Origin of the sequence: Embleya sp. NBC_00896 (assembly GCF_045207785.1) — a bacterium.
In the GTDB taxonomy this organism is placed as follows: Bacteria; Actinomycetota; Actinomycetes; order Streptomycetales; family Streptomycetaceae; genus Embleya.
On sequence record NZ_CP108777.1, the window covers coordinates 390,489 to 415,772 of the forward strand.

At 70.0% G+C, this 25,284-nt stretch carries 19 protein-coding genes and 1 pseudogene; 10 read left to right on the forward strand and 10 right to left on the reverse strand.

The window, feature by feature from the left end:
- From OG928_RS34980 to OG928_RS34995, 4 genes are all read right to left on the reverse strand, one after another.
- Entirely contained in the window at positions 1 to 153 is a 153-nt protein-coding gene (locus OG928_RS34980; protein ID WP_331766027.1) for a hypothetical protein, read from the reverse strand.
- Between the two features lie 491 nt (positions 154 to 644).
- A complete protein-coding gene (locus tag OG928_RS34985; protein WP_406291500.1) occupies positions 645 to 833 on the reverse strand; it encodes a hypothetical protein in 189 nt (62 codons plus the stop codon).
- A gap of 677 nt (positions 834 to 1,510) precedes the next feature.
- A complete protein-coding gene (locus OG928_RS34990) occupies positions 1,511 to 2,011 on the reverse strand; it encodes an SUKH-4 family immunity protein (protein WP_331768217.1) in 501 nt (166 codons plus the stop codon).
- A 317-nt stretch (positions 2,012 to 2,328) separates the two neighbouring features.
- Positions 2,329 to 3,519, reverse strand: a complete 1,191-nt coding sequence (locus OG928_RS34995; RefSeq protein WP_331765748.1) for an IS110 family transposase — start codon at positions 3,517 to 3,519, stop codon at positions 2,329 to 2,331.
- A gap of 326 nt (positions 3,520 to 3,845) precedes the next feature.
- Here OG928_RS34995 and OG928_RS35000 point away from each other — a divergent pair, with 326 nt between their 5' ends.
- Positions 3,846 to 4,070: a transposase gene (locus OG928_RS35000; RefSeq protein WP_406292080.1), complete on the forward strand. Its 225-nt coding sequence runs from the start codon at positions 3,846 to 3,848 to the stop codon at positions 4,068 to 4,070.
- Between the two features lie 909 nt (positions 4,071 to 4,979).
- Positions 4,980 to 5,189, forward strand: coding sequence for a hypothetical protein (locus OG928_RS35005; RefSeq protein WP_331766028.1), 210 nt, complete (start codon positions 4,980 to 4,982; stop codon positions 5,187 to 5,189).
- Positions 5,190 to 5,637: 448 nt separating this feature from the next.
- On the opposite strand, the gene OG928_RS35010 is transcribed toward OG928_RS35005, so the two are convergent.
- Positions 5,638 to 5,799: a hypothetical protein gene (locus OG928_RS35010; protein WP_406291502.1), complete on the reverse strand. Its 162-nt coding sequence runs from the start codon at positions 5,797 to 5,799 to the stop codon at positions 5,638 to 5,640.
- Positions 5,800 to 6,755: 956 nt separating this feature from the next.
- Positions 6,756 to 7,172, reverse strand: a complete 417-nt coding sequence (locus OG928_RS35015; protein ID WP_331768218.1) for a RidA family protein — start codon at positions 7,170 to 7,172, stop codon at positions 6,756 to 6,758.
- Positions 7,173 to 8,066: 894 nt separating this feature from the next.
- Between OG928_RS35015 and OG928_RS35020 the strand changes: the two genes are divergently transcribed.
- Together OG928_RS35020 and OG928_RS35025 are read left to right on the forward strand one after the other, a co-directional pair.
- Positions 8,067 to 8,741, forward strand: a complete 675-nt coding sequence (locus tag OG928_RS35020) for a transglycosylase family protein (protein WP_331766030.1) — start codon at positions 8,067 to 8,069, stop codon at positions 8,739 to 8,741.
- A 539-nt stretch (positions 8,742 to 9,280) separates the two neighbouring features.
- Complete coding sequence (locus tag OG928_RS35025; protein ID WP_331766031.1) at positions 9,281 to 10,099, forward strand: helix-turn-helix domain-containing protein; 819 nt, start codon at positions 9,281 to 9,283, stop codon at positions 10,097 to 10,099.
- 153 nt (positions 10,100 to 10,252) lie between these two features.
- On the opposite strand, the gene OG928_RS35030 is transcribed toward OG928_RS35025, so the two are convergent.
- The 4 genes and pseudogenes from OG928_RS35030 to OG928_RS35045 form a co-directional block, all read right to left on the reverse strand.
- Positions 10,253 to 10,948, reverse strand: a complete 696-nt coding sequence (locus OG928_RS35030; protein ID WP_406291504.1) for an alpha/beta fold hydrolase — start codon at positions 10,946 to 10,948, stop codon at positions 10,253 to 10,255.
- Positions 10,949 to 11,055: 107 nt separating this feature from the next.
- Positions 11,056 to 13,848, reverse strand: a complete 2,793-nt coding sequence (locus OG928_RS35035; RefSeq protein ID WP_331766033.1) for an AAA family ATPase — start codon at positions 13,846 to 13,848, stop codon at positions 11,056 to 11,058.
- A gap of 828 nt (positions 13,849 to 14,676) precedes the next feature.
- Positions 14,677 to 14,769, reverse strand: a pseudogene (locus OG928_RS35040) (sigma factor-like helix-turn-helix DNA-binding protein); the annotation flags it as partial.
- A gap of 287 nt (positions 14,770 to 15,056) precedes the next feature.
- Entirely contained in the window at positions 15,057 to 15,401 is a 345-nt protein-coding gene (locus OG928_RS35045) for an SH3 domain-containing protein (RefSeq protein WP_331766034.1), read from the reverse strand.
- A gap of 2,856 nt (positions 15,402 to 18,257) precedes the next feature.
- On the opposite strand from OG928_RS35045, the gene OG928_RS35050 reads away from it, so the two are divergent.
- The 6 genes from OG928_RS35050 to OG928_RS35075 all read left to right on the forward strand — a co-directional run bounded on the left by OG928_RS35050 (position 18,258) and on the right by OG928_RS35075 (position 25,242).
- Positions 18,258 to 19,154: a DUF4132 domain-containing protein gene (locus OG928_RS35050; protein ID WP_331766035.1), complete on the forward strand. Its 897-nt coding sequence runs from the start codon at positions 18,258 to 18,260 to the stop codon at positions 19,152 to 19,154.
- A gap of 288 nt (positions 19,155 to 19,442) precedes the next feature.
- Positions 19,443 to 20,471 (forward strand): STM4015 family protein, encoded by a 1,029-nt coding sequence (locus OG928_RS35055; protein WP_331768219.1) that lies wholly within the window; start codon positions 19,443 to 19,445, stop codon positions 20,469 to 20,471.
- A 145-nt stretch (positions 20,472 to 20,616) separates the two neighbouring features.
- Positions 20,617 to 21,813 (forward strand): STM4014 family protein, encoded by a 1,197-nt coding sequence (locus tag OG928_RS35060; protein WP_331766036.1) that lies wholly within the window; start codon positions 20,617 to 20,619, stop codon positions 21,811 to 21,813.
- A gap of 56 nt (positions 21,814 to 21,869) precedes the next feature.
- The gene (locus tag OG928_RS35065; RefSeq protein WP_331768220.1) at positions 21,870 to 22,679 is read left to right on the forward strand and encodes an STM4013/SEN3800 family hydrolase; all 810 of its coding nucleotides are present in this window, start codon (positions 21,870 to 21,872) and stop codon (positions 22,677 to 22,679) included.
- 236 nt (positions 22,680 to 22,915) lie between these two features.
- Positions 22,916 to 24,310, forward strand: coding sequence for an STM4012 family radical SAM protein (locus tag OG928_RS35070; RefSeq protein ID WP_331768221.1), 1,395 nt, complete (start codon positions 22,916 to 22,918; stop codon positions 24,308 to 24,310).
- Positions 24,311 to 24,339: 29 nt separating this feature from the next.
- Positions 24,340 to 25,242: an STM4011 family radical SAM protein gene (locus OG928_RS35075; protein ID WP_331768222.1), complete on the forward strand. Its 903-nt coding sequence runs from the start codon at positions 24,340 to 24,342 to the stop codon at positions 25,240 to 25,242.
- The last annotated feature ends 42 nt before the right edge of the window (positions 25,243 to 25,284 follow it).

Sequence of the window (25,284 nt, forward strand, 5' to 3'; positions counted from 1 at the left end):
TCAAACGGAGTCGGCTGCCCGATCACGAGTCACTGAGAGGATGCCCCCGGTGTACTCCAGCTGGTCCGGCTCCAGGCGCTCGATGATCGCGGAGCGGTCGCGTGCGGCGTACGCGCGCATCAGGTCGAGCGCCCGCCATGCGGCCTTGTTCATCAGAGGCTCGGTGAGGTCCTGGAAATTTCCTTCATCGCATCTTCGTGCTCGATCGGTCGGCGGCGTCGGCCGGTGTGCGGGGGCGAGTTACGACGAACGCCGTCCCCAGGTCGGGGCGCTTGTTCATATCCAGGCGGAAGGTGCCGTACGAATTTACGCACGACCAGAACAGTGCAGTCAGGCCGCGCCGGCACGAGTGCGGACTGGAGCAGGTGCAGGGCATCCGGCACCACGCCCGCGCGCAGGTCCACCGGCGGAAGGGCGTAGGCGGTCTGGTGCGGGCGGGAAGTCGACCGGCAGGGCCCGCCAGGCGATCCCGCCGCCCGACCAGGTAGGGGATCGCGTCCAAGACCGGGCGCCGGTCCCACTGTTCGGGCCTGCCCCCGCGCCCGCCGGTGCTCCCCGCCGCCGGGAGCGGCGGCGCCGGCGGCGCCCACTGCCCGTCGGTCATCGTCGAACCGGGGTGGAAGTACCGCCGCGAGGGACGATCATCACCCGGCCATGAGCAGAGCAGGCATGACGAGTACCGGCACTCGGACGATACGCCTGGTGCGCCCGGACTCCTGGTAGGACTGGCAGCGGACCAGCAGCTCCTCGCGCGCCGCCTGCCAGGTGGCCAGGTCGACGACTGGCGGCTTGCCGGGGAGGTCGCTGCTCGCGTTGCCGGGCGTGGTCGTCATGGTGTCCTCCGTGGTGTCTCGTGCCGGGCAGCGTCGTACGACGTCCTACGACGCTCACCAGAACAGACCCGAGACCCGGCCGGAACTCATCGCGACAGGAGGCGCGCCCTCAGCCGAACGTGCGCGGACCACGTCGGGCCGACAAGCTCACAGACGCGCTCTGAGTGACAAGGGCGAGGTCGGCGATGGGCCGCCTCTCCCAGACGGTCTCGCTCGGCGTGCCCCGCTGCCGGCGCGGAGTGGCTTTCGGCGTGGCCTCCCCGCCGATAAGGGGAGTCGGCTTCGGAGTCGATCACCGGCCGGCGGTGGTCGTGCACTGCGTCCGGCCCAGATCCGCCAGGTTCGAGCCGGTGTCGTAATTACGGGGCGTCGGACACTGATTTCTCGCGTGCACCTTCCCGTCCCGCCAACCGGACCCGGGCTGTCCGGCAGTGCCAACCCGTCGCGACGTTGTCGGGGCTGCTTGCCGCCCGCCTCGGCATCCCCCGAGGCGAACTGCCCCCTGTTTCAACCAGGTTGCTGCGACAACCGGCGGCGAAGGTCTCTCACCTCACTCGACTCCATGGCGCCTCGTGGCGCACCACCCGCTACGACAAGAGGGCCTACGTCATCCATGGGACGGTCACGGTCGCGGCAAATCCGGTTGTGGCTCCGCCCGTGACTGCCAAGGTCGTTTCCTACGCATCTTCCGGGCCCAGCACGCCGAGCTCGACTTCCTCAAAGACGCGTGCCCACCAGGAGTCTTCGTCCTCGAACACGCCCGGATCACTCTGCCGGGCCTGCTCGATCACATCTCCAATGAAATCCTCGTAGTCCTCGTCGGCTTCACTCTTACCCGAGCAGAGGAATCCCTCCCAGACGTTCAGGACGCGTTGCAGGCCCGCGACCGAGGAGTTGACCAACCCGTACTGCTGGTCCACGTCGCCGCCATACCCGCGGACCATCCAGACTTCGCCGCTGTCGATCAGCAGCCAGTACGTGTTGACGCCATCCTCGAACCCGCCGAGGAACGCTGCCCGGCCCTGCGGAAGGTCCCGGACCTCCAACTCCCGATCCGAGTACCTGACGAACATGCGATTGCAGTCGGCCGGCAGCCCCGGCTCGCCCAGCTCACACGCCGCTCCAGCGTTCACACCCAGACTTGCGAGAGCACTCGCGTCATACGGCAGCCACACCATGCTCGCCAACTCGCAACCTCCCCCGCCCGAACCATCCACCCGACCTGATCCTCTCAGACCTATGGGCGACCCATCGGACAGTGCCGTGGCCGGAAAGGGTTCGCCGGTTCTCGGTGTTCGGTGGGCCTCGGCGTGCCGCCGAAACGTTCTCTCGTACTGGAGTACTTGGACATTTCGGCGGTGCGTCGAGGGGCCGTGCCGGACGCCGAGAGCCGGTGAACCTTTCCGGCCACGGCTAGTAGTAGTGCTTGGTCACTTTCAGGATGCGTGTTCTGGCGGCCGGTCGGTCGTTGAGTATGCGATTCCTAATCTTGTTGTCAAGCGGCGAGTGTGACGGGTGGTGTGGGCTCGTAGCACCGTCCGTCACGCAGCAGGGCCCACAGGACGTTGACGCGACGGCGGGCCAGAGCAAGGACTGCCTGGGTGTGCCGCTTGCCCTCGGCCCGCTTGCGGTCGTAGAAGCGGCGGGACTCGTCGCAGTACCGGATGCTGATCAGCGCGGAGGTGTAGAACACGCGTTGGAGGCGCCGGTTGTAGCGCTGGGGGCGGTGGAGGTTGCCGCTGACCTTGCCCGAGTCGCGCGGGGCCGGGGCGACGCCGGCGAACGCGGCGAGGCGGTCGGGGGTGGCGAACGCGCTCATGTCGCCGCCGGTCGCGGCGAGGAACTCGGCGCCGAGCAACGGCCCGATGCCGGGCATGCTCGTGATCACGGCGGCGTGTTCGTGCTCGCGAAACCGGCCCTCGACGAGCTTGTCCGTCTCGGCGATCCGCTCGTTGAGGGCCATCACCTCCCTGGCCAACGTGTGGACCAGCCGTGCTGTGATCTTCTCGCCCGGCACCGCGGTGTGTTGGCGCTCGGCCGCTGCGACGGCGCCGGCGGCGAGCTGCGCGGCATTGCGAACCTTGCGGTTGTGCAGCCAGGTCTCCAGTCGCCGGGCGCCCGCGCGGCGGATCGCCGCCGGGGTCTGATAACCCGTCAGGAGAACCAACGGTCCGACATTGGTGAGGTCCAACTCCCTTTCCAAGGCCGGGAATATTCCGGTCAGCAGGGCTCGGAGGCGGTTGATCGAGCGGGTGCGGTCGGCGGCGAGGTCCATACGGTGGGCGGTGAGGAGCCCCAGCTCGACGGTGAGCTCGTCGCCGGGCCGCAGCGGGTGCAGGTCGCGGCGGACGCGGGCCTGGTCGGCGATGATCGCCGCGTCCTTCGCGTCGGTCTTGCCCTCGCCCCGGTAGCCGTCGGCCGCACGGTTGACGACCCGGCCGGGAATGTAGAGGAGGTGCTGGTCGTGGTTGACGAGCAGCGCGATGAGCAGGCCCGCGGCGCCGTCCGTGAGGTCGACGGCCCACACCACGTCCGTGTCCAGGGCCAGGACGTCCGCCACCAGGTCGAGCAAAACCGGCTCGTCGTTGGCCACCCGGCGCGAGAGCAGCCGCTTCCCGTTCTCGTCGATCGCCACGCAGTGGTGGTGGGTCTTCCCCGCGTCCACCCCGGCCCAGATCCTCGCCACAAGCGCCTCCGCAAGTCTGTCGGTTCGTGTTGTCCCGCAGACGACCTCGCCGTCGAGTCCCTACACAGCGACCGAATCGCAGTTCCTAATCAGCGGCCGAGTCGTCGCGGGGTGCCGGGCGGCAAATCGAACAAAGCCACGATCGGCAGACGCCTGAAAGCCACACCCGGCACCCCTGGGTGGGAGAACCCTACGAATGGCTCGCCCTGCCCATCAACAAGGTAGGGACGCCTGAGGAGATTGCCGGGGCCCGTGAGGACCTGGAGGAGTTCGCGGCCGATGTGTTCGAGCCGTTCGCGCATGCGGAGCAACGTCATTGGGGGACGGTGTACCTGCCCGGGTTGACGACGGACGGCAGGCGCAAGTCGGTGGAGCCGATGGCCGCGCGCCTGGGTGGGGACGGCAGCCGGACGGCCTTGGCGAATTTCGTGACGACCAGTTCGCCGGTACCCACGAAGGCCTCGCCGCAGCACGGGCCCGCGGCAAGGTCGGCGGACGGCCCACCGTCGTCAACAACGACCTCATCCGCTTGGGCAGCGGCGACACCTTGATCCACGGCCCGCCGCGTTCTCCTCGAACCTGTTCACGGCGGACGCCACCAGACGCGCCACCTTCGCCGGAGCCGGTGGCTCCGGCCTCTCGTTTCGGCACCGCGCGACCACCGCCTGGGCCAAGCGATCCCGATTCAACTCCACGCCGCACAGCTCGTCGGCCGGCCACTCGGACAGTCGGGCCTGGTCGTCCGTTGTGCACTCGCGGAACCCGAACGCAGACCGATTTCCATTCGGTGCCGATTGATCGCCCGCCCCGTCCAGTCGTACGCGTCCCACAACGCGGCAGCGACCTTCACCTGCTGGGCGACATACGCCACCACCGACGCCGGAAATCTCCTCAGCCGAATCAAAGAAACGCGTCTCAGCCTCGAAGAACTTCAGGAGCAACGCGAAGCCCAGCCGGTTCGCAGCCGACTTGTTCCGCAGCCGTGCCTGATCTTCCTGCCGCATGCCTGCCTCCTCATCACCGTTGCCACGGGGACACGCTGACGCGACAGGCAACGGCATCAGACGAGAACTGCGCCATGGACGAGAGTGCGGCACCTACTCCTCGAATCCAAGGGCATTGTCGTCACTATCATCGACGCATGACGTCACTTTGGGCAGATGCCGCGTAGATCCCCGCACAGGCTTCGGGCCGAAGCTCCCGGTCCTCGAAGCGGTGGTTCGATCAACACGCTTCTCGTCGGCAGTTGCCCCGGACCACCGCTGTGCACGGCCGTGCACACGTACCTCTTCGTCGATGGCCTCGACGTGGTCGCGCGCAGCCACAACGGAGCGGTCGGTCTGCACCCGAGACAATTGCTTCGTCCCGGCGGGCCGCTCTACCCCACGGATGTGGCTCGAAACGTGCGTGTGGCATCTCGAGATCCATCGGGATCGGGCGCCGACGGGCTCGATATCCGATTGGGACTGCGGGGCGAGACCGTCGTCTGGTCCGACCTGATGTATCCGGGCCTCGACGGCAGGGTCGTCGTGGAGGCCCGCTTCCACCTGGAGCAGTACGTGGGGGAGATCGAGCGGGCACTCGCCGAACACGACGGGACCGGGACTCCTCCCGAACCTGTCGAACAGGCCCGCGCCGTTGTCGCCGTTCGCAGGGCGAAGGGAGCGTAGTCGCCGGGTGCCGCTCGGCAAGCCCTGCGGCACCTTCCCGAAGTACCCGTCGGCGTCGGCCCGTTCCTTGGCCCACAGTGGTCGGCCGAACCGGGCCCGCACCCGGTCCCGGTGCTCGACGTCCCCGCGGGTGGTGCCGTTGGCCGGCCCGCCGAAGCCTGCCCGAGGGCGAACCCGGCGAGCACGTCGGTGTCGAAGGGTTCCGGTTCCTCCGCCGAGACCGGATTGCGCAGGTGGCGTACGGCTGCCGGTGCCGACCTACCACGTTCGCTTTCACCCCGATCACAGATCGATCGGACGAAGTGAGAGAGCTTCAAGAATCCTGAAGTTACGTCACCAGCCCGCAGAACACCGCGAGGAGACCGAAACCCTGGCCAGGGGAACAAGGACTCAGCCGAGCCCAGGGGAACTCACGGGATGTTGCACAGGTCCGGGCCGCCACCCGTGCCTAGTGCCGGGCCTTCTCTTCACGTGCTGCGGGCGTGTCCCGAATCCGGCCCAGCGCCGCGCTGACCGGAAGGTCGGTCAGGCCTTCGGTCAGCGAGACATGGTCGGAGCAGAACCACACCGCGTTGGCCGGGTGGCCCACCCAGCCCGGGCGATGGGCCAAGGCACGCCCGAAGCGCACCAAGGTGAAGTCACTGAAATGTCTTGCCTTGGCCCACGGGGTAGCCCGTATCGATACGGAACAGACGAAGCACCGTGGCGGTTTCATGAGGTTCCCCTTGTTCTCTGCCGAACTTCGCGTTCCAGCCTAAGCTGTCTCCTCGCGGCGGACAGTTTGTGGCATGTGCCAACCGCAATGGGTGGTGTGGCTTCGTTCGGAACTGCGCCGCATTTGGCGGGGCCGAACATCCCTGACCCGCAGCCGAGTTGCACAAGCCGTGCTCGGCCCGGGACGTAGCCGCCTGCGGCCGCGCGATCAGGCGGCGTCGGTGGGCGGCTCGTCGTCGGGGTCGAGCGCCGGGATGTCGGCGGGGAACAAGTGGTGGGTGGCGGGCACCGACGGCAATCCGAAAAACAGCGCGCTCTCGACGTCTCGTACATCGCCGCGGATGACCGCACCGACGTGGCCGCGCCCGCGCGGGAAACTACGAGCAGTGGGTGCGGGTGGAGACGGGCAACCCGGAGACGGCCTCCATGGTCGCGGTCGCCGGGCTCGGCGACCCAAGCCCCGGTGGTCCGCCGGCCGGACGGCGTATTCGGCCTCCAGCTCGCCCTGGTGGTGCACGAAGACAACGCCGCCATCCAGGTCACATTGCGCGGCTCCCGCTCGGGGTCGATTCCCGTCGACTCTCGCCCTGTTCACGCACAGATCCCCGTCGGTCGCCAAGTGCCGTCGAAATGGCGCGCGATCCTATCCGCCGCGACTCACGAAGACCCGAACCTCGTTATATGGCAAGGCAATTGCCGCTACGGACCAGGCGCTCGAAAGCATGGGCCGACATCCTGTGGCGACCGTGGGAAGCGCGGACGTACCCGAGGCGGCGGCCAATCGCCGTGCGCCCGGCGCCGGTTCGCCCGAGCCACGCGCGCTTCCCCTGCGCGGCCGATATCGCCGGGCGCTCAATCGTCCGACGGTGCGACCAACGCGAACGCCTCGACCTCCACGAGGAATTCGGGCCGGAACAACGCGCCCACCTGAACCGTCGAACTGGCCGGTTCGTGCTCCGGATCGATGAACTCGTCCCAGGCCGCGCCGATACTCTTCAAGTACGTGATGTCGGTCGTGAAGTGCGTGAGTTTGACGACGTCGTCGAAGGTCGCGCCCGCCGCCGCCAGACACCGCCCCAGATTCGTGAACACCTGCCGCGCCTGGGCATCCGGATCCCCCTCGCCGACCGGTTCGCCATGCTCGTCGGTGGCCACCTGCCCGGAGATCACGACCAGCCGTCCGGGACCGGTCACCACCTGGCTGTAGCCATTCGCGGGCGACACGCCCGCAGGCGAGGAAATACGCGTGAGCCGCCGGTTCTTCGTCATGGCGACATCCTCACCTGCCCGAAACCCATGGCACCAACGCATGTTGCGCAGGGCAGCCATGCTCTGTTCGCATGCCTCGAAGCGCACCACGGGGTGCAGATGGGGCGCGCGTGAGGCACACGTGAGGCGCACGTGAAGTGCATATGAAGTACATATGAATTGCACATCACCCCCATTCGCTCGTTCGTGGGTCCTCACCACCACAGGCCCGACGCCCGGCTCCGAACACAATCCGTGGCGCGGCGGATGAAAATCCCGATATATGCCGCGCGATTAATTACTATTATGCGATCCACTTCGGCGATTCGGCCTGTGCCAATGCACGCGAATCGCCGATCGCGCGCGGAGGGTACCGGGTGCAGGGAACATCACCCGGAAACATCCCGCCGCCCTCGCCGGGAAATCTTTGCGGAACCCGCCGAGGTTTATTACACCTCCCCCACTGCTCGACCCACCGCAAAGTCCTTTCTCGAGGAAATCGCTGCTCCGGCGCCCGAGCGCGGCCGTGAATGCGGCGCACCGGCCCGGTGCGGCACCCTTGGCATGCCCGGAAACCACCCGTACGGCCGCCCTCCGAACGGTGCGGATACGGCGAAATTCATCGATCTGCGACGTGTTCGCGGTACACGCCGCCACGCCGAAGAAATGCCGACGTGGCCTGCGGAAACGTCGTCGGTCGTTGATATCGGCGACGCGAGTTGTCTAGCGTCGGCGCCAAGTGCAGACCGCACCCCCGTATTCGCCGTGCAGTCACGGCCGAACTCGCGACCATGTCGCGAGGTGGAGGCACCCGAAACGCTCATCACAAGCGACTGGGCGATTCGGATGACCGGGACGGATTCCTCACGGGATCGCCGCCGGTCGAGTCCCACAGGGGAATTCCGAAAGGAATCCATGCTTTCTCACAGCACTTCGCACCGTGACGAATCGCGTCCAGCCTGCGGCCGACGCCGCCTGCGCGACTCGGCCGTCGTCGGTGTCGTCGCGACCTCCCTCCTGGGCTTCGGGGCGGTGACCCAGGCTCAGGCCGCTGACGACGCCACCTGGGACCGGGTCGCACAATGCGAGAGCGGCGGCAACTGGTCCAGCGACACCGGCAACGGCTACCACGGGGGGCTGCAGTTCAAAGGAAGCACGTGGAAAGCCCACGGCGGCAAGGGCAGGGCACAGGACGCGCCCAAGGCGGAGCAGATTCGCGTCGCCGAGAACGTCCTGCGATCGCAAGGAGCGGGCGCCTGGCCGGTGTGCTCCCGCAAAGCGGGCCTAGGCGGCGCCGGCACGCCTCGGCGCGCCGAACGCTCCGCGGCCGATCGCCCGAGGCGTGCCTCGAAGTCCACCCCATCCGAGTGGGCCCCGGGTCGCCGGAGCGAACCCGCCTCCTATCCCGAGCCGTTCCCGGCCTCCGAGGATGGCGACGACATCGTCGTCCGGCCCGGCGACACCCTCGGCGGCATCGCCGCAGCGCACAACCTGCCGGACGGCTGGCCGGCCCTCTACGCCAAGAACCGCGCGACCGTGGGCCCGGACCCGGACCTGATCCACCCGGGACAACGCCTGTCGCTCCCCTGACCGGCCGCACCGCGCACGCGGGGAGTTCGGGGGCGCCCACCGAACGCGACCCTCGCACCGTCGGCGAGGAAGGCTCCGCCGAGGAAGCCATCCCCGAAGGGGGCGTCCCCGAAAGCGGCGTCCCCGCCCGCCCGTTACATGTCGGTCCGCACCTGGGCGAAAGGAAGGTGAAAGAAATGAGTCCGGGCACCGCGACTCCCCCGACAGCGGTGCCCCGACCCGTGCGGCGATGGCCTGCCCGACCAGCATGCGCACTTGCGTACCCGGACGCCAGGCGGGCGGGTCACTGAGTGACCCGCCCGCCCGAACTTCCCGGACCGCCCGAACGTCCAGGCCCTCGAACCGCCTAATCCCCTGATCCTCTGATCCCCTGGTCCTCTGATCCCTCCGATCCTCCCGAGCTCCATCGGCCCCTCGAACTCCGGGAGCTCCGGTAACTCCGGGAACCCGAGGACTCCGGGAACCCCGAGAACCCCGAGAACTCCAGGAACTCCGGGAACTCCCCCATCCGGCCGCCGCTTTGGCCCGATAGTGGAGGCATGGACGACCACACCGTCACAGGCCGTGTCGTCGCCGCGCTCGACGCGGTCGCCGCGCACCGCGACCCGGTGACGCTCGCCGAGTTGACCCGCCGTACCGGCCTGCCCAAGCCCACCGTCCGGCGGATCGCGGCCGACCTGGTGAACCGACGCCTGCTGGAACGCCGCGGAGATCGCTACCGACTCGGCGACCGACTGTTGGACCTGGGCATGCGGGCCGCCGCGCAGCACGGCCTGCACCGGATCGCCACCCCACACGTACAGGATCTGTTCGCACGCACGCGGGAGATCGTCTGGCTCAGCACATTCACCGAGACCGCCATCACGCTCGTGGGCACCGCCTTCGGGGCCAACCGGGCGCAGGACGTACAACGTGCTGCGTGGCCGCTCGCGATCGACGCCCCGGCCTTTCCGGCCACCGCCGCCGGACGGGTGCTGCTCGCCGAGCGACCGGAACTCGCCGACCGGTTGCGGTCGCGCCCGCTCGCGCCGCTCACCCCGTACACCACGATCTCCTGGCCGCGCCTCGACGCCGCGCTCGACACCGTCCGCGACACGGGGACCGCCTTCGAGCACGAGCAGTGCGCGGTCGGCTACGCGTGTCTCGCGACGGGGCTGCGCGGCCCGGACGGCTCGCTGATCGGGATCATCGGCGTCACCGGCCGCCTGGGCGGGGTCACCGCCCGACGGCTGACCCCGCCGCTGCCGGCCGCGGCCCGCGACATCAACCGCGGCCTGGCCGCCGCCGGTCCGGTCGACCGCCCGGCACTCATGAACGGACTTTATGCCGACGGTAGAAGGCAAGACTCGGACTCATGACGACCCTCGGGGCGAGGGGGACGACACGGCCGCCGCAGCACACGCACCACTGCCGATCCCTCCGAACCCAGCCCAAAAGTGTCCTGTCCGCACCCGCACCCGCACCCGCATCCGCACCGCGTCCGCGTCCGTCCCGTCCCGTCCTATGGCATGTCAGCCGCCGGCCGCCTGCTTGATGAGGTCGGCGACGGCGGCGGGCTGCGAGACGTACACGGCGTGGCTGCCGGTCACTTCGACGGTCTGGGCGCCGATCCGCTCGGCCATCGCGCGCTGGGCCGGCGGCGGGATCATGCGGTCGTCGGAGGCCACCAGGTACCGGGCCGGCTTGGTGCGCCAAGCCGGCTGGGACACCGCGCCGCCGAGGGCGTCCACGCCCCAGGGCACCTGCGCGTCGGCCATGAACGCGGCGGCGGCGGCGGGCAGGTCACCGGCGAAGGAGTCGGCGAACTTGTCGCGGTCCAGGAACAGGAAGCCCTCGTTCGGCGGCAGGATCGGCGGTACCGGGGCGCCCGACGGCGGGTCGGCGATCAGCGTGCTCACCGACTCCCCCTTGTCGGGGGCGAACGCGGCGATGTACACCAGCGACGTCACCTTCTCGTGGTTGCCCGCCTCGGTGATCACCACCCCGCCGTAGGAGTGGCCGACGAGGGTCACCGGTCCCGGCTGTGCGTCGATGACCTGACGGGTGGCGGCCACGTCGCCTTCCAGCGAGATCGTGGGGTTCTGCACGATGGCCACGTTGTAGCCGTCGGCCTTGAGGGCCTCGTACACCCCCAGCCAGCCGGAGCCGTCCACGAAGCCTCCGTGCACCAGCACGACATTCCCGCGCGTCGCGTTGTCGCTCATCATTCCTCCAGGGTTCTTCGAGCCTGTATGCGCGGCCCGTGACGAGAACTGTAGGAATGCCGGCGATGACGCCGCCCCCGTCAAATGACGTAGTTCGTACGGCCGTTGGGTCACTTCGGGTGCAGTTTCTCCAGCGCGTCCCGCAAGGCGGCACGGGAGGTCACGCCCAGCTTGGGGAAGACCTGGTACAGGTGGGTGGACACGGTGCGCGGGGACAGGAACAACTTCTCGGCGATCTGCTTGTTCGACAGGCCCGCGGCCGCCAGGCCCGCGATCTCCCGCTGCTGCGGCGTCAGCGCCGCGCCGGCGTCGGGCCGAGGCGCGGCGCGCGCCGCTCTGCCGCAGGCACGCAGTTCCTGGTTCGCCCTGTCCGTCCAGGGATTCGCCCCGAGCCGCCGGAAGATCTCCGCCGCGGCGCCCAGTTGCCGGCGCGCCTGCGCGGGTGCCTTCCCGCGTCGGAGCCGTTCGCCGTAGTAGAGGTGGATGCGGGCCTGGTCGAAGGGCCACCGGTCGGCCTGCTCGACGGCCAGAGCCTCGCTGAACCCCTGGACGGCCTCCTCGTCGCTCTCCGCCGCCAAGGCGGCAGAGGCGAGAAGGACCATGTGCAAGCGCGGTGACACAGCGTCCAGACCTGCGTCCCGGGCTGCCCTGACGTGGTCAAGGGCCTGCTCGCGCCGGCCGGTTCGCACCGCGGCCTCCACCAGATCCAGGATCGCCCACAGCGCGTGTCCGGCGAAGGGCGCCAGCGATCCGGCCGGCGAGATCGTGCACGCGTGGTGGTACGCCGCTTCGAAGTCGCCCTGCGACAGGGCGATCAGGGTCCTGGCGTGGGCGGCGTAGCAGCGGACGGCATGGGCGCGGCGGGACCCGCCCCACTGCTCCATCTGGTCGGCGAACGTGCGCGCGGTGGTGAAGTCGCCGCAGGCCGCGGACACGCAGGCAAGAACGAATTTCCCGGTCCAGGAGCGCAGCGGATAGTGGAACTCGTCGCACAGGGCCAGTCCGTTGCCGACCACCTGGCGAAGTTCCGACCACTGGCCGGTGAACCAGGCGTGGCTGCCCCACAGGAACGAGGCCTGGATGGCCGGGAAGTTGTTCTCCCCGGTGCGTCCGCCGCGCGCCGTACGCCGCAACGGCTCGTCCATGCCACCGAGGCGGTCCGCGTAAGCGCCGGCGGTACCGATCCGCACGATCCGGATCGGATCCGATGTGCCGGGCAGTGCCTCGATGGCGGCGTCGAGCCGGGCCCAGTCGGACGGGCGGGCCCGGGCCGGGTCGGCAAACGTGGCCCGCAACAGCTGCAGCGTGTCCGGGACCGAGGTGCACTTCGACATCGCCTCGTCGCAGTCCGCCCACAGCTCGCCTCTGCCGCTGTAGATGCACACCATCAGCAGGGCGGACAGCGCCTCGAGCAGTGTGGCGTCGGTCGGGTCGTACGGGGCGGGCTGGAGCGCGATCGCCCCGCGCAGCAGGCGATGGGCGGTGTCGATGTCTCCGTGGCTGTTGAGCAGGTACAGCGCGGCGGCCACCGCGACCGCCAGGGAGTCCGCGTCCGGGGCGGCCTGCCGCGCGTCGTCCAGCAGGCGCGGCACATCGCGCAGGTCGCCGGTGAGGTTCGCGCCGACGTACGCCGCCTTGGCCAGCCGTCGGGCCCGCTCGGACCCGGCCGGACTCAGCTCGGCGGCGCGCACCAGCGCCGCCACCGCGTTCGGCCCGTCGCCGCGGCGGGCGCTGACGTCGGCGGCCTCCTCAAGCAGATCTGCGATCTGTTCGTCGGGGTCGACCGCGGCCTGCGCCAGGTGCCAGGCCCGCTGCTCGGGGACCCCGGCCCACGCCTCCGCGAGCGCGCGGTGCACACTGCGGCGCTGGTCGCTGGTCGACAGGTCCACCACCGCCGAGCGCATGAGCGAGTGCCGGAACCCCAGTCGGCCTGTCGTGTCGTCGACGTGGACGAGCTGAAGCCGCTCTGCGGGAGCCAGGTGCTTCAGGCTGCACCGCCCGGCCACCGCCCGGCGCACGACCAGCAGGTTGCCGCTTCCCTCCAGCGCTGCCACCAGCAGGAGATGCCGTGTGGCCGCCGGCAGCGTCGTGATCCGGGAGGCGAAGGTCGACTGGAGACGCTGGGTCAGCGGAATGCGCTTCGGTAAAGCCTGGGAGGCGGACCGCTGGGAGTCGGTGAGGGCGGCCGGGAGCTCCAACAGCGCGAGCGGATTGCCTTCGGCATCGGCCATCAGGCGTCGGCGAACCCGCAGGGCCAGCGCCGGGAAGCGACGGCTGAGCAGTTCCTCGGACGCGGCCTCGCTGAGCGGACCCAGTTCGTGCGGGAGAAGCCCGCTGTAGTCGAAGAAGCTCTCCTCCCCGAGCCTGACCGCACACACCGCCCCCGCACCGGTGCCCAGGAGCAGACGCGCCACCTGCCCCAGGACCACGGCACTGGCCCGGTCCAGCCACTGCGCATCGTCCAGCACCAGCAGGGCGGGCCGGCCGCGGGAAAGGTCCGTGACCAGGGACACCACAGCCTCGGTGACCACATCATGCCCGGGTGCCATGCCCCGCTCGAAGTCCAGGGCCGCGGCAAGGACGGGCACATTCGCCGCTTTCGACCGGACCTCGGGGACCGACATCAGCAACTGCCGCAGCGCGCCGTAGCTGGTCTGCGCCCGATACTGCACACCCACGGTGTGCAGCACCCGCATCCCGGCGGCCTCGGCTTCCCGGGCGACAGCGGCGAGCAGCGCCGTCTTGCCGACTCCCGGCTCCCCCAGCAGTACCTGCGATCCACCGATACGCGGGATGTCGGCCAGGAACACACCGAGCCGCTCCAGCTCGGCCTCGCGGCCCACCAGCGGCCCGTCGCCCTCGACCACCCCCGGCGCGGCCCGGTCATTGGAGCGGGTCGTCATTCCGTCTCCCCAGATGCTCGCTCAATCATGAATTGTCCTTGCTGCCGGGACAAATGAACACGGCAGCGCACCAAGCATCGCGGGTCGTCGACGAGATCGGGTTCGCAGAGCTCGTCCAGCGCGGTGAACTCCCCGACGGCGTGCGTCACTTCTTCGGCATGCTCGGGCCCGGTGACGGCGCGCTCTCGCGTGGCCGGCCGGCCCGAGCCGCCGGTGCCGGCCCCGGCTCCGCATACACCGTGGTCAAGGACAGCTGGGGTCCGGCGGAGAAATCGACGACGCGGTCCGGTGGCGCGGCGCCATACGGTCAGGTACTTCCTCTACTGGGCCGCGGATCCCATTCCGTCACCGCGAGCGCGACTCAGGGATTGGACGGCGGAGCCGCAATCGGGTGTGTGGCCCGCTCGATCTCGGCCATGCACGCCGTGCACAACGTCTCCCCCCTGACAGTGCCCCATCCCGCGGACGGGGGCAACGTCTCCCCGCACACCGCGGTGTCGTCGCGCTCCATCGCGTGCCACACGACGTTCTCTGGGCCTTCGACCGCTCGCATTACGCGCATGTCCGCTCCCGTGCGGTGAATCCTTCCGTTCCACCATGCAAACCGCGACCGGTCGATGGCGCATCCCCAGGGAAGGCGGCGGCCGAAGAGTGGATCACCCGCCCCGACGCACGCCCGCCATGGACGCGGGGCGCCTACCGACGCGTCGTCTCCTTTCGAGACGAACGAGTCCGGGTTGGTTCAATCGGGTGATCGCATGCGGATTGTCTCGCCGGGGTCGTGGGGCGCCGACGGTCAGCAGGTCGGGAGTTCGGCGCGCAGTTGTCCAGAATGCGGGTGAGCCGGCGGGAGACGTGCATCCACGGCAGGCCCAGGCGTTCGCCGATCCGGGTCTGCGTCATCTCCTGGCCGAAGCGCATGAGGGCATGGTCTGTGCCCGGCAGCATGCGTGATACACCCGTTCGCAGTAGTCGTCGGACCGATGACGGGCGATACGGGGTGGTCTCCTCCCGGTGTCGGTGGCGACGACACCAAGGACGCGTCCACGCACACCAGGGTCGATCCCCAGGAACCCACCTCCGAGTCGGTCGGACCGACCCACCCGGCGTACGACCTCGCCCGCGCCGGCGGGCCCGGAAGCACGCGCCACACGTCCGGCGCGAGCCTCCGGTCGTCCCCGTCCGGGACCAGCCGCGGTGGGCTCGGTTCAGCGGACGTACTTGATCGACACCCAGCCCTTGACGCCCGATGCCTGGTGCTTGACGTAGTACCACTCGCTGGCCTCGGCGTCACCGTCCCGGTACACCCAGCCCTGGCAGTAGACGGTGACCTTCGCGCCCTTTTGCAGCACGCGCAAGATCGGGTTCCAGGTGCCCTTGGCCTTGCGCAGGCTGACGTTGTTGCCGGTGATCTTGGCGGTGTGGTCGCTGAGATCCTTGTTGCACGCCGGATGGCTCGCGGCGGACGCCGACGGCGCCAACGCGACGCCCACGCCCGCGAAGAGCGACACCGACGCCAGCACCGCGGCAGCGCTCCGACCCATTTTGCTCATGGATGACTCCTTTGATCGAAGGCGAAAGACGAGTCGGGGCCATCCTTCCTGTTGTCCCGCTCGGACGGATAGCCGATTCACGCGGTGCCGGCGCTCACGCCTTACCACGCTGGGGAGTTCGTGCCTGCTCCCGGGAACGAGTCGGCCTGGGGCGCAGTTGAGTCGTTCTTCAGCCGCAGGATTCGCGAAGTTCCCTACAGGGACCGGTTATTGACGAGGCGTCAGGCCAAGTTTCGGTGTTCCGTCGGATCGCCTTCCACAACCACCGCCGTAACTCCGGTTGGCCCCACCGGATCCGCAGAACCCGGCGCCCGCCGAGGTGTCGTCGTTCCTCGTAGTGTCCATTCTCCCCACTACAGTGCCTCGCCATGAACGAGCAAAGCGCGTCACCTCCCGACGAAAACGCCATCGACATGCCGAGTTCCTGGAAGCGGCATGTGCATCCCAGGCGCGGCGGCCTGCCCGGCCGGAAGGTACAGGTGGCCGATCTGAGCGAAGTGGATCTGTGCTCCCAGTACGCCGATGAGATCGAGAAGGCGCTCACGCACCGCAATTCTGACCCGGCACTGGTCGCGGCGGCACGGGAGCACCGGGCCGGCAAGCCTGGCCCGCTGGGTGCGGCGGTCATCGCGGCCATCCCGGAGTCGGCCGTCCACAGCGGCGCGATGACCGTGCGGTTCGTGGACGCCTGGATCGTTACCCATGGCCTGCGCTTCGCCATCCGTGCCTTCGTCGAACGCTGCGACATCGGGGTCGGCCCGTACGGCGCCGGCGAAAGCGGCCTGATGTGGCACCCCGCAACCGGCTCGTACGTCGAGGACGCCGCCAAACGGCTGCGCGCACTGCTCGCCGTGGCGACCGACGCCGACTACCAGGACGCCGTCAATCTCCTGGCCGAGCTGCGCACGACGCCGACCCGGCAGTCGCTCAGCGCCTATCTCGTGCCGACCGAGCTGAAGTGGGTGGCCGAATGCTGCGCCGCACCCGTGCACTCGATGCCGCGGGAATGGCTGCTGTGTTCCCTGGGATCGGCCGAACACCTCGAGATCCTGGGCGCCGCGGCGCATATCTCGGTCTCCGACTGCTATAACGTCGAAAACCTCATCACCCTGGCCGACGGTGTGGGGCCCGCGATAGCCCCTTATCTGGCCGAGGCGTTCGACGAGTACCACGACGAAACCCGGCGCCGCAAAGGGTTGCTCGAGGTCTTGGGCCGGCTGCCCGGCGACGAGGCGTTCCGGCTGATGCTGGAGCGCGCCGGGAATCCCCATATGCGGACTGCGCTGCGCGAGACCATGGGGCGCTATCCGGTACGCGCGATTCGCGTCCTCGCCTCCGCCACGACCGGCGGTAACTCCACCGCGAAAGAACTGCTGACCGATCACCTGCGTGGCAACGCCGAACTGGTGGCGCGGGTGCTGCCGCACCTGCCCGCCGAGGTCCGCGCGGCCGTCGAGAAGCTGTCCGCGGCGGACGACCGGATCCCGCAGGCGCAGGCGCACGAGCTGCCGCGGCTGCTGTCCGACCCGCCGTGGGCACGCACAGAGCCGAAGCCGGTCGTCCTCACCGGCCTGACCGCCCCCGAGGAGCGGTCCATGGCGTGGGCGCCCGGTGAGCGCGACGACTGGCTGCGCACCGAGATCTTCCATCCCTATCCCGACAGCTGGCACAAGTCCCGGGCGAACCGGGGCTGGGGCAACGTGGCCGAGGTTCCCCCGCCTCAAGAGCGCAGTGAGAGGTGGGAGCGCTGGATCGCCGACCTCCAGGCCGGCCGGGTCACGGAGGAGGGCTCGTGGCTGGCCGGGTTGTTCGCCATGGGCCCCGAGGAGCTGATCCGGCCGGTGCTGCGCGGTTGGCGGCCCGATACGTGGCAACAGCCCGGCGGCTGGTGGAGCCCGGAAGCCTGGCTGAGGGTCCTGGTCGCACGCTTCGAACCGGACGCGCAGCCGATCGCGTTGCGCTTTGCCAAGGCCAAGCCGGCCCGCGGCGCCGCGTTGTTGCTGCCGTTCCTGGACGGCGAGGTCGCGAACGCGATGGCCGACTGGCTGCTGCGCGCCAAGACGGTACGGGACACCGCGATCGCCTGGTTCGGCCGGCACGGCCGCGGCGCGCTGCCGCACCTCGTGCCGGTCGCGCTGGGCAAGGCCGGCCGGGCCCGGACCGCCGCCGAGTACGCGCTGCTTTTCCTGGCCGGCCAGGAGGGCAAGGAGGCGGTGCTCGTCGCGGGGCGCCACCACGGAGAGCGGGCCGCCGCGTCGGTGGAGACCCTGCTGGCCGGGGACCCGGCATCTCTGCTGCCCCGCAAGAAGATTCCCGAGGACCTCGGGGTGAACGTCGAGGTTCTTCCCCAGGTGCTGCTGCGCGGCGGAGAACGCGCGTTGCCCGTACCGGCCGTACGCAACCTGCTCACCCTCCTGGCGATCTCCTCACCCGAGGACGCGGATCCCGGCCTTGCGTCCGTGCTGGAGGCGTGCGACGAGCGGTCGCGGGCCGAGTTCGGCTGGGCGCTGTTCCGGTACTGGCAGGAGGACGGCGCGCGACCGGAGCACGCCTGGCAGTTCACCGCCCTGGGCCGGCTCGGGAACGATGAGACCGTACGCCGGCTCGTCCCGCTCATCCGCGCCTGGCCGGGGGAGGGTGGTCACCATCATGCGGTTCGCGGACTCGACGTGCTCACCCTGATCGGGAGCGAGTTCGCGCTGCGGTCGCTGCACGGCATCGCCCAGAAGGTGAAGTACAAGGGGCTGAAGAAGCGCGCAGGAGAAGGTCGAGCAGGTCGCGGTGGACCGGGGGCTCACTCGGGAGCAGCTCGGCGACCGTCTGGTCCCCGACTTCGGTTTGGACGCCGGCGGCGCGATGGTCCTCGACTACGGCCCGCGGCGGTTCGTCGCCGGTTTCGACGAGGCGCTGAAGCCGTACGTGGCCGACGAGAACGGCCGGCGGCGGGCGAACCTGCCCAAGCCCGGGGCCCGCGACGACGCCGCGCTGGCACCCGCGGCCCACCAGCGGTTCGCCGAACTGAAGAAGGACGTCCGCGAGATCGCCGGCATCCAACTCCAGCGCCTGGAGCTCGCGATGACGACCGGACGACGGTGGGACATGGCCGAGTTCCGCGAGTTCCTCGTCGGCCACCCGCTGGTGTGGCATATCGTGCGGCGGCTGGTGTGGATCGCCGAACACGACGGCGGGGTGGCGACGGCGTTCCGGCTCGCCGAGGACCGCACGTTCGCCGACGTCGGCGATGACACGGTCACGCCGCCCGACGACGCCACGGTTCGCATCGCCCACCCGCTGTGTCTCGGGGACACCCGGGAGCGCTGGTCTCAGGTGTTCGCCGACTACGAGATCCTGCAACCGTTCCCGCAGCTCGACCGGGTGGTCCACACGCTGAGCGAGGACGAGAAGGCCGCCACCCGGCTGACGCGGTTCGAGGGGGTGACCGTGCCGTTCGGCAATGTGCTCCGGCTGGAGCGGCGCGGCTGGCATCGCGGACCCACGGATTCGGACGGGGGGATCTCCTGCTTCGTCCGTACCGTCCGCAGTGGGTGCCATGTCGTCGTCACCCTCAAGACAGGGCTGTTCATCGGCAATGTGAGCGTGTCCGAGGACCAGACCCTGGAAGCGGTCTGGATCGGCGCCGACCCCGCTCCGCACTGGCACTCTCACGAGGTCGCCCTGCGGTACCGATTCGCCGAACTCGACCCGGTGACGGCTTCCGAGGTGCTCACGGACCTCGACTCGGTCATCACGTGAGCGTTCGGCGGGACACCACGGCTCGGCGGTGGCCGTGGTGCCCCGCCGGCCGCGACGGCCCTGCGCGCCGCCCCTTCGCGACGGCCGTCGGTGCGCCCTGGTAGTCAAGACCCGTACGCTCACCGATCCGCACACCGTGGCCGAGTAGCGCCGGCAGGAAACCGACCGGGGCACTACCGCAGGAACACTGCGTCGGAACACCGCGTCAAAGCACTTCCCCATCGCCCGATTCCGCCCGCGCCGACCCCGGCACGGCCCGATCCACAAAGGTGACCGACCAACGTGTTCATGCACGACTACCTCGAAGAGTTCGGCGGACTGCCCGTCGCCGACCTGCGGCCGCCGGACTCGGAAGCAGCCTCGGCCGTTCCCGGGGATCAACCCGAGGAAGGCGGCTACGGCGCGCCCACACCGCCGTACGGGATCGCCCCCGGCGACCACCCCGCGGACGCCGTCGCATGGCGGCTGCGCCACCGCCACTGGGAGAACGATCCCGAACTCACCGATCTCTACGACTACTTCCTTGCCAACGTCGACACCACTCGCGTCACCGCCCTGGTCGTCGGCGCCTGGGACATGGACATGTCCCAGGAAAATCCGCTGATCGAACTGCTGGTCCGCGACGCCGGCCGCTTTCCGGCGCTGCGCCACCTCTTCCTCGGCGACGTGGTGCAGGAGGAAGCGGAGATCTCCTGGATCGGCGTCGGCCCGTGTACCGGTCTCCTCGAAGCCTTCCCACGCCTTGAGGAACTGGTGATCCGCGGCAGCGAGAACGCCACCGAGGACGCCCCCACCCTGACCGCCGTGCGCCACGAGCACCTGCGCCGCCTCCGCTTCGAAAGCGGCGGCCTGTCGGGTCGGATCGTGCGCGCCGTCGGCAAGAGCGACTTCCCCGCCCTCGAAGAACTCGAGATGTGGCTCGGCGTCACCGACTACGGCGGCAACGCCTGCGTCGACGATCTCGCCGACCTCTTGTCCGGGACCCGAGTACCCCGGCTGCGGCATCTCGGCCTGATGAACAGCGAACTACAGGACGAGATCGCCACCGCGATCGCGAGCGCCGCCGTCACGGCCCGGCTCGAATCCCTCGACCTGTCGATGGGAAACCTGAGCGACGAAGGCGCCGAGGCCCTCCTGCGCGGTCGATCCCTCGGCCATCTCCGGAGTCTGACGATCCGTCACCACTTCCTGGATGACTCCGTGGCCGAGCGCCTGCGCGCGACACTGCGGGCGTCCGGAGTCGCGGTGGAGATCTCCCGCCCCGAACAACGCCGCGATTGGGGCAATGACAACCGGTACGTCGAGGTAGCCGAATGACCATCGACGAACACCGGACACGTTTCGCCGGCCTGCCTGTCGTCGAAGCCCCGATCGACCCCCCGGGTACCAACCGCCGGTGACCGGCCGCCCGCGCCGTCTCCTTCACGATTGGCCTCGATCTTCCCGGAAAGGTAGGTCCGCCATGGCTTTGGGCCACCACGACAACCGCGCGGCGCGCCTCGAGCCTGCCGCCACCGTGATCACCGTCGTCGGAAACCCCGGGCACCGGCGCGTCGTGGGGTTCGACGCGGCGGCGCGGGCCGCCGGGTTGCCGGCCCCGCGCGTCATCGCTTGGGAGGACGTACTGCGGGGCACCGAACCCGCTTTCGCCGCCGGACCGGTACGGATCGACTCCCCCGGCGAGGACTCCGCCGTCCACGCGCTGCTCGGCGGGCCCTCGGACCCGCACCGCGTGGAGGGCGGCGCGGTGCGCCACGCGGCCTTTCGGCGCGGGCTGGAGCGCGTGCGGCGTGCCGTCGCCGCGACACCCGGTGCGTGGCTCGTCAACGACCCCGACGACATCGCGGTCATGTTCGACAAGCCACACGCGCATGGGCGGCTGCGCGACACGGGCGTCCCGGTCCCGCCCGGGCTTGGCACCGACGGGCGCGGTATCGCGGTGCGTTCGTACGCCGAACTGCGCGATCTGATGCGCAGCACCCGCCGCCCGCGCGTCTTCGTCAAGGCCGCCCACGGCTCGTCGGCCTCCGGTGTGGTCGCCCTGGAGACGTCGGGCCCGCGCGTCCAGGCCACCACGTCCGCCGAACTGGTCCGCACCGCGTCGGGGATCGCGCTGTTCAACTCGCTGCGGGTGCGGAAATACCGCGACGAGACGGATGTCGCGACCCTGATCGACGCACTGTGCGCGGACGGCGTGCACGTGGAGACCTGGCTGCCGAAGCTCACCCTCGACGGGCTCGCCGTCGACCTGCGCGTCCTGGTCGTCGCGGGCCGTGCCACGCACGTCGTCGCGCGCGGCAGCCGTACCCCGATGACCAACCTTCACCTCGGCAACACCCGCGTCGACGTCGGCGCCGTCCGCCGCGCCGTGGGGTCCACCGCCTGGGACGAGGCCATGGCCACGTGTGTTCGCGCGGCCGGGTGCTTCCCCCGTACGCTGCACGTCGGCGTCGATCTCCTCTTCGCGATCGACCGGCGCCGCCACGCGGTCGGCGAGGTCAACGCGTTCGGCGATCTGCTGCCGGGCGTACTGCATCGGGGCCGGGACACGTGGGGGGAACAGGTCCGAGCCCTGGTGGATGGATGGCGCCCGCACGGGACACCACGTCCGGCGGGGGAAGAAGCACCAGACGAGGAACAACTGCCGTGCCCGACCTGACGACACCCCTTCCGCCGCGCTACGGCGACGACGGCCGGGACGGCCACGATCCCGACATGAACGAGGTCGTCGGCCGCCACGACCTGCTCATGGTCACGCTCGACACGCTGCGGTACGACGTGGCCGCGGAACTCGTGGCGGCCGGTCGGCTGCCCAACCTCGCGCGCGTGCTGCCCGAGGGGCGCTGGGAGGCCCGGCACACCCCAGGCAGCTTCACGTACGCCGCGCACACCGCGTTCCTCGCGGGCTTCCTGCCCACCCCGGCGGCTCCCGGCCCGCATCCGCGCCTGTTCGCGGCGCGCTTCGGCGGCAGCGAGTCCACCGCACCGCGCACGTGGGTGTTCGACGAGCCCGACCTTCCTTCCGGACTGGCGCGCGCGGGCTACCACACGGCCTGCATCGGCGGTGTCGGCTTCTTCAACAAGCGGGGCGCGCTCGGCTCCGTACTGCCGGGCCTGTTCGCGGAGAGCCACTGGGACCCCGAGATGGGCGTCACGTCGCCCACCTCGTTCGAGGCCCAAGTGGCGTGCGCGGAAGGCGTCGTCGCTGCCCTGGACCCCGACCGGCGGCTCTTCCTGCTGGTCAACGTGGCGGCGCTGCACCAGCCGAACTGGTTCCACCGGCCCGGCGCGACGGCCGCCGAGGGGGACACGCGCGAAACGCACGCGGCGGCGCTGGAGTACGTGGACCGGCATCTGGGCCGGCTCTTCCGGGCCATGAGCGGCCGCCGCCCGTGCTTCACGATCGTGACGTCCGACCACGGCACGGCGTACGGCGAGGACGGCTACACCGGGCACCGCATCGGCCACGAAGTCGTGTGGACCGTGCCGTACGCGCAGTTCACGCTGTACCCGGGCGACTGGTGACGCCGCCGGCGGATTGATCGCCGGCACGACGGCACGACGGCACGCGACGCCTCGCACCGGCACGCGGCGCGGTTCCGCGGTTCGCCGCTCGGAGTCGGCCGCTCGGGGGGACCGGCCGGCTGCCCTGTCGGTGTCCGCGCATAGGGTCGGGGCGTTCGAGCGCTTGCGCACCGCATATGCACGTCGTCGGAGGTCATCCGCCCATGGGGTCACCCAGCACCGCCGATCCCTTGACCATGCCGTCGTCGGTGGCGGCGAAGGACTTGCTCGGCTCCCCGTACGCGGGGTACGTCTACTCGTATCCGCACAAGACCGCGTACCGCCCGCTCGCCGCGACGCCCACGCTGAGCGATGTGTGGCGGGGTCAGGACCTCTCGACGCTGTCCCTTTACCTGCACGTACCGTTTTGCGAGATGCGCTGCGGCTTCTGCAACCTGTTCACCCGGACGGGCGCTCCGGAGGAACTCGTCGGGCGCTACCTGGACGCGCTCGAACGTCAGGCGCGGGCCGTGCGCGAGGCGATACCCGAGGCGCGCTTCGCGGTCGCGGCGGTGGGTGGCGGGACCCCCACCTACCTCGACGCACCCGAACTTGAACGACTGTTCGACATCGCAACGGAGGTGATGGGCGCGGACCTCGGCGCGATCCCGATGTCCGTCGAGACCTCCCCCGCGACGGCGACGCCCGATCGCCTCGCGGTGTTGGCCGCGCGCGGGACGACACGCGTCAGCATCGGCGTCCAGTCGTTCGACGACGCCGAGGCCCGCGCGGCGGGGCGTCCGCAGCGCCGCGCCGACGTCGAGGCCGCACTCGCGGCGATTCGGGACGCGGCGGTGCCCATCCTCAACATCGACCTCATTTACGGCATCGACGGTCAGACGCGGGCCGGTTGGCTGGCCTCGATCGACGCGGCGCTCGCGTGGCGGCCGGAGGAGTTGTACCTCTACCCGCTCTACGTGCGCCCGCTCACCGGGCTCGGCAGGCGCGCCGTCACGCGTGCCGACTGGGACACCGACCGCCTCGCGCTCTACCGCGTGGGCCGCGATCACCTGCGCGACGCCGGCTACGAGCAGGTCTCGATGCGCATGTTCCGCCGCACGGACATCCCGCCGGATGGCGGTGGCGATTTCGGCAGCACGGCCGGCGGCACTGCGGCGGGCGCGGGCTCCGGCGCGGAAACCGACTACCGCTGCCAGCGGGACGGCATGATCGGGCTCGGCTGCGGCGCCCGCTCGTACACCTCCGACCTGCACTACTCGTTCGAGTACGCGGTGGGTATCGGCGAGGTGCGCGCGATCATCGACGACTACGTGACGCTCGATCAGGAAGCCTTCACCCGCGCACGCGTCGGCTATCGGCTCGACGCGAGCGAGCGACGCAGACGCCACCTGCTCACCTCGCTGCTCCAGGCCGACGGCTTGGCCGCCGCCGACTACCGGGCTGCCTTCGGCACCGACGCCGACGTCGACTTCGCCGCCGAACTCGCGCCGCTCGCCGACGCCGGCCTGCTGACCGTCTCCGAAGCGGGCGTGCGCCTGACCGACGAGGGCCTGGCCTGGTCCGACGCGATCGGCCCCGCGCTGTTCTCGCCCGAGACCGCGGCCCTCATGCACGGATACCGCCCACGGTGACGCGGCTTCCCGTCGCCACGACGTTGCCCCTGGCCGAACTCCGGGCGCACGCACAGCCGTTGACGATCCTGTATCGGGGTCCGCTCGCTTCGTGCGACTACGACTGCGGCTACTGTCCGTTCGCCAAACGCCGCGATACTCCCGAGCAACTGCGCGCCGACCGTGCGGCGTTGGAACGCTTCGCCGATTGGGTGGCCCGCACGCCCGACCGCGTGGCGGTCCTGTTCACCCCGTGGGGCGAAGGTCTCGTCCGCAGTTGGTATCGCCGTACGCTCGCCGAACTGAGCCGTCTGCCGCATGTCGAACGCGTCGCCATCCAGACGAACCTGAGCGCGCACCCTCGGTGGACCGAGGCGGCAGACCTCACCCGCCTGGCACTCTGGGCCACCTACCACCCCGAACAGGTCCCCTACGCACGCTTCCTGGACCGTTGCCGCGACCTGCACGCGCGCGGCGTGCGCTTCAGCGTCGGTGTCGTCGGGTTGCCCGAACACCTGGCCGCCGCACGGCGTCTCCGCGACGACCTTCCCTCCGACGTGTACCTCTGGATCAACGCCGCCGAGGGTCACACGTACACCGACTCGGCGGCTGCCGAGTGGGTCGCGCTGGATCCGCACTTCGGCTTCAGCCGACACCCGCATCCTTCCCACGGCGTACCGTGCCGCACGGGCGACACCGTGGTCAGCGTCGATGGCGAAGGCACCGTACGCCGCTGCCATTTCGTGCCCGAGGTGCTGGGCAACCTCTACGACGGCTCGTTCCGCCCCGGCCTCGCACCGGCGCCGCCCTGCCCCAAGCGGACCTGCGACTGCCACATCGGCTACGTCCACCTGACGTCGCTGCCCCTGTACGCCGTCTTCGCCGGCGGCATCCTCGAACGAATCCCCGCGACGCCCGAGCCGGCACCCCACCGCCTGCGTCGACACGCGTGACGACGGCCGGATCCCGGCCGCCCGCAACGGCGAACCGGGGGC

Coding starts and splice junctions, on each gene's coding strand:
- OG928_RS35065 (WP_331768220.1), top strand. CDS start 21,870: ATGAACGAGGTCGTCGGCCGCCACGACCTGCTCATGGTCACGCTCGAC.
- OG928_RS34980 (WP_331766027.1), bottom strand. CDS start 153: ATGAACAAGGCCGCATGGCGGGCGCTCGACCTGATGCGCGCGTACGCC.
- OG928_RS35015 (WP_331768218.1), bottom strand. CDS start 7,172: ATGACGAAGAACCGGCGGCTCACGCGTATTTCCTCGCCTGCGGGCGTG.
- OG928_RS35070 (WP_331768221.1), top strand. CDS start 22,916: ATGCCGTCGTCGGTGGCGGCGAAGGACTTGCTCGGCTCCCCGTACGCG.
- OG928_RS35045 (WP_331766034.1), bottom strand. CDS start 15,401: ATGAGCAAAATGGGTCGGAGCGCTGCCGCGGTGCTGGCGTCGGTGTCG.
- OG928_RS34990 (WP_331768217.1), bottom strand. CDS start 2,011: ATGGTGTGGCTGCCGTATGACGCGAGTGCTCTCGCAAGTCTGGGTGTG.
- OG928_RS35055 (WP_331768219.1), top strand. CDS start 19,443: ATGCACGACTACCTCGAAGAGTTCGGCGGACTGCCCGTCGCCGACCTG.
- OG928_RS35020 (WP_331766030.1), top strand. CDS start 8,067: ATGCTTTCTCACAGCACTTCGCACCGTGACGAATCGCGTCCAGCCTGC.
- OG928_RS35030 (WP_406291504.1), bottom strand. CDS start 10,948: ATGATGAGCGACAACGCGACGCGCGGGAATGTCGTGCTGGTGCACGGA.
- OG928_RS35060 (WP_331766036.1), top strand. CDS start 20,617: ATGGCTTTGGGCCACCACGACAACCGCGCGGCGCGCCTCGAGCCTGCC.
- OG928_RS34985 (WP_406291500.1), bottom strand. CDS start 833: ATGACGACCACGCCCGGCAACGCGAGCAGCGACCTCCCCGGCAAGCCG.
- OG928_RS35025 (WP_331766031.1), top strand. CDS start 9,281: ATGGACGACCACACCGTCACAGGCCGTGTCGTCGCCGCGCTCGACGCG.
- OG928_RS35035 (WP_331766033.1), bottom strand. CDS start 13,848: ATGACGACCCGCTCCAATGACCGGGCCGCGCCGGGGGTGGTCGAGGGC.
- OG928_RS35050 (WP_331766035.1), top strand. CDS start 18,258: ATGGTCCTCGACTACGGCCCGCGGCGGTTCGTCGCCGGTTTCGACGAG.